Annotated in this window: 8 protein-coding genes, 1 tRNA gene and 1 pseudogene; 3 read left to right on the forward strand and 7 right to left on the reverse strand. The window is 69.3% G+C overall.

Annotated elements, in window-relative coordinates; translation table 11 throughout:
• Nucleotides 1–16: 16 nt before the first annotated feature.
• The 3 genes from lysA to AC07DC_RS30435 all read right to left on the reverse strand — a co-directional run bounded on the left by lysA (nt 17) and on the right by AC07DC_RS30435 (nt 3,183).
• Nucleotides 17–1,408: a diaminopimelate decarboxylase gene (lysA, locus tag AC07DC_RS30425; RefSeq protein ID WP_478917688.1), complete on the reverse strand. Its 1,392-nt coding sequence runs from the start codon at nt 1,406–1,408 to the stop codon at nt 17–19.
• A gap of 14 nt (nt 1,409–1,422) precedes the next feature.
• Nucleotides 1,423–2,541 (reverse strand): ArgS-related anticodon-binding protein NrtL, encoded by a 1,119-nt coding sequence (nrtL, locus tag AC07DC_RS30430; protein ID WP_478917690.1) that lies wholly within the window; start codon nt 2,539–2,541, stop codon nt 1,423–1,425.
• 192 nt (nt 2,542–2,733) lie between these two features.
• The gene (locus AC07DC_RS30435; protein ID WP_478917732.1) at nt 2,734–3,183 is read right to left on the reverse strand and encodes a response regulator; all 450 of its coding nucleotides are present in this window, start codon (nt 3,181–3,183) and stop codon (nt 2,734–2,736) included.
• A 232-nt stretch (nt 3,184–3,415) separates the two neighbouring features.
• Here AC07DC_RS30435 and AC07DC_RS30440 point away from each other — a divergent pair.
• Nucleotides 3,416–3,487, forward strand: a tRNA-Arg gene (locus AC07DC_RS30440).
• Nucleotides 3,488–3,718: 231 nt separating this feature from the next.
• On the opposite strand, the gene AC07DC_RS30445 is transcribed toward AC07DC_RS30440, so the two are convergent.
• The 4 genes and pseudogenes from AC07DC_RS30445 to AC07DC_RS30460 all read right to left on the reverse strand — a co-directional run.
• The gene (locus tag AC07DC_RS30445) at nt 3,719–3,994 is read right to left on the reverse strand and encodes a hypothetical protein (RefSeq protein WP_478917691.1); all 276 of its coding nucleotides are present in this window, start codon (nt 3,992–3,994) and stop codon (nt 3,719–3,721) included.
• A gap of 10 nt (nt 3,995–4,004) precedes the next feature.
• The gene (locus AC07DC_RS30450) at nt 4,005–4,487 is read right to left on the reverse strand and encodes a hypothetical protein (RefSeq protein ID WP_478917692.1); all 483 of its coding nucleotides are present in this window, start codon (nt 4,485–4,487) and stop codon (nt 4,005–4,007) included.
• A gap of 19 nt (nt 4,488–4,506) precedes the next feature.
• The gene (locus AC07DC_RS30455; RefSeq protein ID WP_478917693.1) at nt 4,507–4,695 is read right to left on the reverse strand and encodes a helix-turn-helix transcriptional regulator; all 189 of its coding nucleotides are present in this window, start codon (nt 4,693–4,695) and stop codon (nt 4,507–4,509) included.
• A pseudogene (locus AC07DC_RS30460) lies at nt 4,692–5,394 on the reverse strand (replication initiator); the annotation flags it as partial. The pseudogene AC07DC_RS30460 and the gene AC07DC_RS30455, both read right to left, overlap by 4 nt.
• Before the next feature lie 99 nt (nt 5,395–5,493).
• Between AC07DC_RS30460 and AC07DC_RS30465 the strand changes: the two are divergent.
• Both AC07DC_RS30465 and AC07DC_RS30470 read left to right on the forward strand, forming a co-directional pair.
• Nucleotides 5,494–6,051 (forward strand): GNAT family N-acetyltransferase, encoded by a 558-nt coding sequence (locus AC07DC_RS30465; RefSeq protein ID WP_478917695.1) that lies wholly within the window; start codon nt 5,494–5,496, stop codon nt 6,049–6,051.
• Nucleotides 6,052–6,715: 664 nt separating this feature from the next.
• On the forward strand, nt 6,716–8,000 hold a 1,285-nt coding region (locus AC07DC_RS30470), incomplete at its 3' end, for an ice-binding family protein (RefSeq protein WP_478917696.1).

Consider the following 8,000-nt stretch of genomic DNA (forward strand, 5'->3'; position numbering starts at 1 on the left):
TTTTTGAGATTTCACGTCAGCCGACGTCGAGACGCAGGAGATCGTCCTCCGTCTCACGTCGCACGATCACCCGCGCTCCGCCATCATTCACGGCCACCACCGGCGGCCGCAGAGCATGGTTGTAATTGCTCGCCATGGAACGGCAGTACGCCCCGGTCGCCGGAACGGCGAGCAGATCGCCGGGCGCGAGATCGGCGGGCAGGAACGCGTCCTTCACGACGATGTCGCCGGACTCGCAGTGCTTGCCGACGACCCGCGCGAGCATCGGCTCGGCCGTGGACGTCCTGGACACCAGGGAGACGCTGTACTCGGCGTCGTACAGCGCGGTGCGGATGTTGTCGGACATTCCGCCGTCCACGCTCACATACGTCCGCAGCCCCTCCAGTGGCTTCACGGTGCCCACCTCGTACAGCGTGAACGCCGTCGGGCCGACGATCGCCCGGCCCGGCTCCACCGACAGCCGCGGCACGCCCAGGCCGTTCGCCTCGCACTCACGGGTGACGATCTCCCGCAGCGACCTGGCGATGTCGTGCGGCTCGGCCGGGTCGTCCTCCGAGGTGTACGCGATGCCGAGGCCACCACCCAGGTCGATCTCGGGCAGCTCCACGCCGTGCTCGTCGCGGACCTCGGCGAGCAGGGCCACCACGCGGCGCGCCGCGACCTCGAAGCCGGCCATGTCGAAGATCTGCGAACCGATGTGGGAGTGGATGCCGACCAAATCCAGCGCATCGAGCTTCAGGACCCGGCGCACCGCCTCGGCCGCCTGCCCGCCGGCGAGCGCCAGCCCGAACTTCTGGTCCTCGTGCGCTGTCGCGATGAACTCGTGCGTGTGCGCCTCGACACCGACGGTGACCCGGATCTGCACCCGCTGGCGCTTCCCCAGCCGCTCGGCGATGTGCGCGACCCGGACGATCTCCTGGAACGAGTCCAGAACGATCCGCCCGACACCCACCTCGATGGCGCGCTCGATCTCCTCCAGCGACTTGTTGTTGCCGTGCAGCGCGATGCGGTCGGCCGGCATGCCCGCCGACAGCGCCACCGCCAGCTCACCGCCGGAACACACGTCGAGGTTGAGCCCCTCCTCGAACAGCCACTTCACCACCGCCCGGGACAGGAACGCCTTCCCCGCGTAGAACACGTCCGCTTCCTCGCCGAACGCGTCGCGCCAGGCGTGGCAGCGGGCCCGGAAGTCCTCCTCGTCGAGGAAGTAGGCGGGCGTGCCGAACTCCTCGGCGAGATCGCGTACGTCCAGCCCGCCGACCTCGGCCGCGCCGTCCGCGTTGCGGGTGACCGTACGGGCCCACACCCGCGGGTCGAGGACGTTCAGGTCTGCGGGGGGTGCGGTGTAGTGCCCCTCGGGCATGACATCGGCGTAGCGGGGCCCGGCGGGGTGGGCGGATCTACTCACGGGACTCTGTCTCCTCAGAGGTGTTCTGGCGCGCTGATGCCGAGCAGGTTCAGGCCGCCCGCGAGCACCGTGCCGGTCGCTTCGGCGAGCGACAGCCGGACACGGTGGGCGGCCAAGGGTTTCTCGTCGCCGCGCGGCAGCGGCGGGCACTCGTCGTGGAAGCGGAGGAAAGCGTCGGCGAGCCGCTCCAGGTGGCGGGCGACCCGATCGGGGGCGCGGTGCCGGGCAGCGGTCTCGATGACACGGGGATAGTCGGCGATCAGGCCGAGGAGGTCCGTCTCCGCGGGATGGTGAAACGTACCGTCCGAAGCGTCGGAGGAGGGTTGGATGCCCAGATCGTGGGCGTTGCGGAGCAGCGCGCGGGTGCGGGCGTGGGCGTACCGGACCCGGAAGAGCGGATTCGCGGCGCGCTGCGAGAGGAGAACGGCCGGGTCCAGCGACGGCGTGTCGTCGGCCGGGGGGCGGAGCAGCGCCCAGCGGGCGGCGTCGGGGCCGAGGCGCTCGCAGAGCTGGGTGCGGGTGAGGCCGGCGGGACGGACGACGACGGGTTCGGGGGGGCCGGGGTGGGCGGGGTCGGGGACTTCGGCGTCGCTCGGGTCGGCGGCTTCGGTTTGGCCGGCCGCTGCGGTGTCGGTTGAGTCGGCCGCTCCGGTGTCGATCACTCGCACCCCGGCACCTGCTGGGACCCCGGCGCCGCAGGCGCGCAGCAGCCGCTCCAGCACCTCCGCGGTGACCGCCGCGCGCGGCTCGCCGTCATGGACGGGTGTCACGTACGTGCCGGCGAGGGCGTCGCTGTGGCCGTACGCCGCCCCCTGCTCCAGCACCTTGCGCACGACGTCCCCGTACGCCGCCGCATCGAGCGTGATGTTCAGGAAACCGGGCCCCGCGATCACCACCTGCGCGATGCCGGGTTCCGTCGCCAGCCGCTTGCGCAGCACCTCCGCGACCTCCCGCGGCGGGCACCCAGCGGCGCCCGCGAGCTGCAGCGCGACATTGGTCGCGTAGTCGCCGCACCCGGGGCGGGGCGGGCGCTGCACGCTGATCCGGTCCGGCACCTTCACCCGCAGCTCATCGGCCGCGACGGCGCGGCGGACCGTGCTCAGCACAGCACGGGAGAGCTCGGCAGGGGTCACACGGAAAGGGTAGGCGAGGAGAGGGGTACCCATGCGACCGGGTTTCGGCGCCCTCCACCCTTCCGCGAGGGGTGGGAGCGGCGAGCGGGGCGGCGAGCGAGGCAGCTGACAGGCCGGTGCGCAGGGCTTGCGGGCGGGGCCAAGATCACCCTGGTCGGAACCCCGGGAGCAGCCTGCGCGGCAACCTCGGTCTCAGCCGCAACCGGTGCCCGGCGCCGCTGCCGCCTGGTCCTCGGTGGGCGCGCCGGCGGACGGCTCGACGCCCGTGGCACCCGATCCGCTGTGAGCCAGCCGCCGCACCATGTTCACCAGATCGGAGGGCTCGAACGGCTTCCCCAGGAACGCGTCCACCCCGGCCGCCACGCCGCGCTCGACCTCGAGCTGCGTGCACGCGCTGACGATCGCGATCCGTATGTCCCGCGTCCGCGCGTCCGCCCGCAACCGGGCCGCCGTACGCAGCCCGTCGAGCCGTGGCATCACCACATCGAGCGTGATCACATCGGGCCGCACCCGGTGCACGATGTCCAGGCACTCGACACCATCGGCCGCGGTCACGACCTCGAAGCCCTCCAGCTCGAGATTGACCCTGATCAGCTGCCGGATGACCTTGTTGTCGTCGACGACAAGGACCCGGCCGGACATGCCCGGCACATCTCGAAGAGTAGGCGGGGCCATCGCGATCCGTCCGCGTTTTGCCCACTTCTTCCCCGTGAGAGGGAGCTTTCCGAACCCGCTCCCGCCCACCGCACCCCATGCGCTAAAGCCCTCTCCCCACCACCCCCGCCCCCTCCGGGCCAACACCCCAAAACCCTGTACCCAGGCACCATGCACAAGCTGGTAGGGTTTCACCCGTCACCGCTACAGCGGACGACACGCCCCCGTAGCTCAGGGGATAGAGCATCGGCCTCCGGAGCCGGGTGCGCAGGTTCGAATCCTGCCGGGGGCACCTTGTAAGAGGTGTCCGAGGACCCCGTAACCAGCGGAAACGCTGGGGACGGGGTCTTCGCGTATCTACCGTCATATGCAGCCGAACGCCCCTCTGTGCAGCCCTATGTCGGATGCTGCGGCGTATTCGCGGGATGGATCTTGCGACGTTTTCGCAGGTCAACACCCGGAAATGACGAAGGCCCCCGGAAGACTCCAGGGGCCAGGCTACGACGTTCATCTCACCTGTCACTCACTCATACTCACGCAACAGATCCTCGATCCGACGGTTGGCCACCTCCTGCCGCCCGTCGATGCACTTGGCGTACCGGCTCAGCAGCACCTCGACACTGTTGCCCGCGCGTTCGGCGACCTCCGTGGCGTCCACCCCGGCGTTGAGCCACGTCGACAGCGCCGAGTGCCGCAAGGCGTACGGGACATCTGCGAGCGGCGACGCGACCGCGGCCGGCGACAGGGCCAGGAGCCGAGCCTCCCGCCACACCCGGGAGTACGTAGAAGCGCCGACCACTCCCCCGCGCTCATTGGTGAACAGCCGCCCATCCTTGGCCGCGCCGAACGTCTCCAGGTGCTCGCGATAGATGTCCACAAGCTGTGGAGGAATCGGCACGGGCCGGACCTCTTCCACGGGCCGGTTCTTCAATCCACCGGTCGTCGTGCGTGAGCGCCTTGCGCAGAAGCTCATCGGACGGCCGGCCAGGGCGGTCGGCCAGGTGCGCCATGGTCACGACGACCAGGGATTCGTTCATCTCGTCGCGCGTGTTGGGAGCGGCATGCGGCCACTTCATGGCGAGGTAGCGCAGAGCGAAGGCGTACCAGGTCACCGACGCGGTCTTTTCGACCAGGGAACCGGGAAGGCCGATCTCGGTGTCGAACTCCTCGCCGTCGCGGGTCGCGCGTAGCAAGTTCGAACGGAATTGGTCCGCCAGAGCCTTGGTTCTACGCGTCTGAGAGAACGGATTACCGGCGACCATCCAGCGGACTTCATCTGCCGGATCGACCACACGCGTACGTCCGTTGACTTCATGCGGCAGCCCTTTCCAGCTTGTTGAGCCACGCAGTGAAGTCGGAACGCCACACGCGAAGTTCACCGTTGGGGAGCTTGAAGGCGGCAGGCCCGTGTCCGAGTTCGCGCCAGCGATAGAACGTCCGACGCGACACCTTTCCCAGTTCGTCAAGGATCTGCGGAACGGTCATCAGCTCATCTCTCATGCCGCCTCCCCCATCGAGTCACGGAGATCCGCCAGAGCCTCGCGAGCGGTTTCGCGGTTGATGCGCAGGTCCCGGGCGACGCTGGCAGCGAGGAGGGATTCACCGGGGGTGTGGCCTTGGCCGGCGTACTGCCAGTCGGCCATGACGAGCACGGTCGGATCGTGGGTGATGTCGGGCAGGCCGAGGGCTTCGCGTTGTTCGGCGGCGCGGTAGTCGGCTCGGACCTGGCGCAGGGCGCCGAGGGTGGTGGAGTAGCGGCGGGACTTGGACGAGAAGTGCCCCCGGAAGCCGAGCATGTGCGCCCACGCTCAGAGCCGCCGCTCGGGATAGATCGAGTCCAGGTCCCAGCAGGGCCGGGATCAGCCGCTGAGCGTGATCGGGCACGCCGTGCCGGTCGAGTTCGTGCAGCTCCCCGATGCGCCGGTCCAGGGTGCCCGTGGTCTCGGCGGCTTTGGTGGCGTACTTCGCCACGTAGGAAGCGACAGCCTTTCCACTCACGTCCTCTCCGGCGCCGAATGCCTAGATGGGCCGGATGTCGAGCTGGGTGCCCCATCGCAGTACCCAGGGATCCGGGTGTCCGGCGTCGGGCTCGGCCGGCACGGTGATGGTGGTGTACCGGTGCACGGCCGCAGTCCGGATGCAGTCGGTCATCGACACCAGCGGTCTGCCGACCGAGAGCCGGACCAGGCACCACCTGGGGCGTCAGCCGGCGAAGGCCCAGCCAACCCAACCGCAAACTGGCTCCGCGCCTTTGGAAATCACTTCCGCTTGGGATGTTCGATCCGTAGCGTGCAGTCCGTGCACACCAGCTACCAGCGTCTCGTTGCCTCCGACGTCGACTTCCTGGCCAGTTTTCTGATCGACGAGCCATGGCCGTTTCACGGACCCGTAGCGCTCGACCGCGACACCGTGCGGCGGCGGGTCGTCGACGGCTTCTACGACGGTGACGAAAGCCGGACCTTCTGGATCATCGTCGGCGGCGACAGAGTCGGCTTGATTCGTCTGTTCGATCTGGCCGACGTGCCCGAAGGTGGCACGCCCCTGTTCGACCTCAGGGTCGGCGCAGCCCACCGGAGTCGAGGTCTCGGCGGGCAGGCCCTCGCCTGGCTGACTGGGTACCTGTTCACTGAGTTCCCCGACCTCCAGCGGATCGAAGGCACTACCCGCCAGGACAACCGCGCAATGCGCCGTACGTTCCTGTCCAGCGGGTATGCCAAGGAAGCGCACTACCGGCAAGCTTGGCCAGACGAGCAGGGGCACGTCCACGACGCAGTCGGATACGCGATCCTGCGCCGCGACTGGCTCTCCGGCACAACGACCCTGCCCGACTGGAACGACGAGGAACCCGCCACCTGAGTGCCAGTCGGCGCAGCCTTCGGGAGCTGGCAGCCCCACGGTCCGGCGGTGCGCGGTGGGAGTTTCTCTACTAGATCAAGGCGCCTCGCTGCGCTCGCCGCTGGCCCGTAGCCGGGCCTCCAGGTCTGCAAGGCAGTCTTCTCTCAGAGAGATCAGGGCCGCGCACAGCGCGCCGGGCGGCGCGACGGTAGTCGGATCCGCCGGGGCCGAACAGGTTTTTCGCAAAGGCAGTTGCATTCCCCTGTACAGAATCTCCGTATGCCGCAAATTATTTGAGGGTCCGCCAGATAGGTGAAAAGCACGTTCGGGAACATAACGATATGTCACTCTCATGGGCCTTTCTTCTGATTTACCTCTTATGCTTCTATTGCCGCCATCAGTGAATGAGTGACGGCCCATCACCTCCTCCGGCAGGAATGCACCCTGCTGTCAGGTCTGGCCAGAGCTCACACGGTGCTCGGAATGCCCACGCCGGCGCGACCGAGCTCAACGGCGACAGGAAAGGTCATGTCCCATGGCAGTGGCTGCCAGTCCGTCCAACCCAGCATTCGGGGGGCGTTGTCGTACTCAACTCAAGGGAACCGTCCGCTGGCTGATGCCGGGAATAGTGTTGCTGACGGCGACCACTCTGGTCACGAACGTCGCGTACGCTGCGGAAGCCCCTGTGACCTTGGGTACCGACACCAGTTACGCGGTTCTGGCCGGTTCGACGGTCACCAACACGGGCCCCAGTGTCATCAACGGTGACCTAGGCCTCAGCCCCGGCTCTTCGGTGACGGGCTTCCCGCCCGGACTCGTCAACGGCGCACAGCACGTGGGCGACGCCGTAGCCCTGCAAGCCCAGTCCGACCTGGTCATCGCCTACAACGACGCAGCCGGCCGGGCACCCACGGCCCTTGTCTCGGGCGATCTCGTCGGAAGCACGCTGTCGCCCGGCGTCTACAAGTCTTCGGGACCCCTGGGACTCACCGGCACCGTCACTCTTGACGCCCACGGCGACTCGAGCGCCGTCTTCATCTTCCAGATCGCCGAGACCCTGATCACGGGTTCGGCGAGCAACGTCAGTCTCGTGAACGGAACACAGGCCTGCAACGTGTTCTGGCAGGTGGGCAGTTCCGCCACCCTCGGAACCCATTCCTTCTTCAAGGGCAACGTCCTGGCCCTGACCTCCATCGCCGCCCAGACCGGAACGGCGATCGAAGGCCGTGTGCTGGCGCGCAACGGCGCGGTCACGCTGGACGACAACACCATTACGCGGGCGGCCTGCACGGTCGGCCCGCCCGGCCCGCCCGGCACCACGGGCCCGACCGGCCCTCCCGGCCCGACCGGTCCGACCGGCGCCACCGGTCCGACCGGCGCCCCCGGCGCCGCCGGTGACGCCGGCACTCCTGGCGCCCCCGGCGCCCCCGGTCCGAACGGGGCCCCCGGCGCCAACGGCGCTACCGGCCCGAACGGAGCCCCCGGCACGGCCGGCACTCCCGGTGCCCCCGGACCCGCCGGCGCTCCCGGCACCCCTGGTGCAAACGGTGCCCCCGGAACTCCCGGTGCAGCTGGCCCGAACGGAGCCCCTGGCACACCGGGCACGCCCGGCGAGAACGGTGCCCCCGGAACTCCCGGTGCAGCTGGCCCGAACGGTGCGCCTGGCGCCCCCGGTGAGAACGGTGCCCCCGGAACTCCCGGTGCCCCCGGCCCGAACGGAGCCCCTGGCACACCGGGCACGCCCGGCGAGAACGGTGCCCCCGGAACTCCCGGTGCAGCTGGCCCGAACGGTGCGCCTGGCGCCCCCGGTGAGAACGGTGCCCCCGGAACTCCCGGTGCCCCCGGCCCGAATGGGGCACCCGGCACACCCGGTGCGAACGGTGCGCCTGGCGCCCCCGGTGAGAACGGTGCCCCCGGAACTCCCGGTGCCCCCGGCCCGAATGGGGCACCCGGCACACCCGGTGCGAACG

The sequence above is a fragment of the Streptomyces sp. NPDC045021 genome (genome assembly GCF_056432645.1).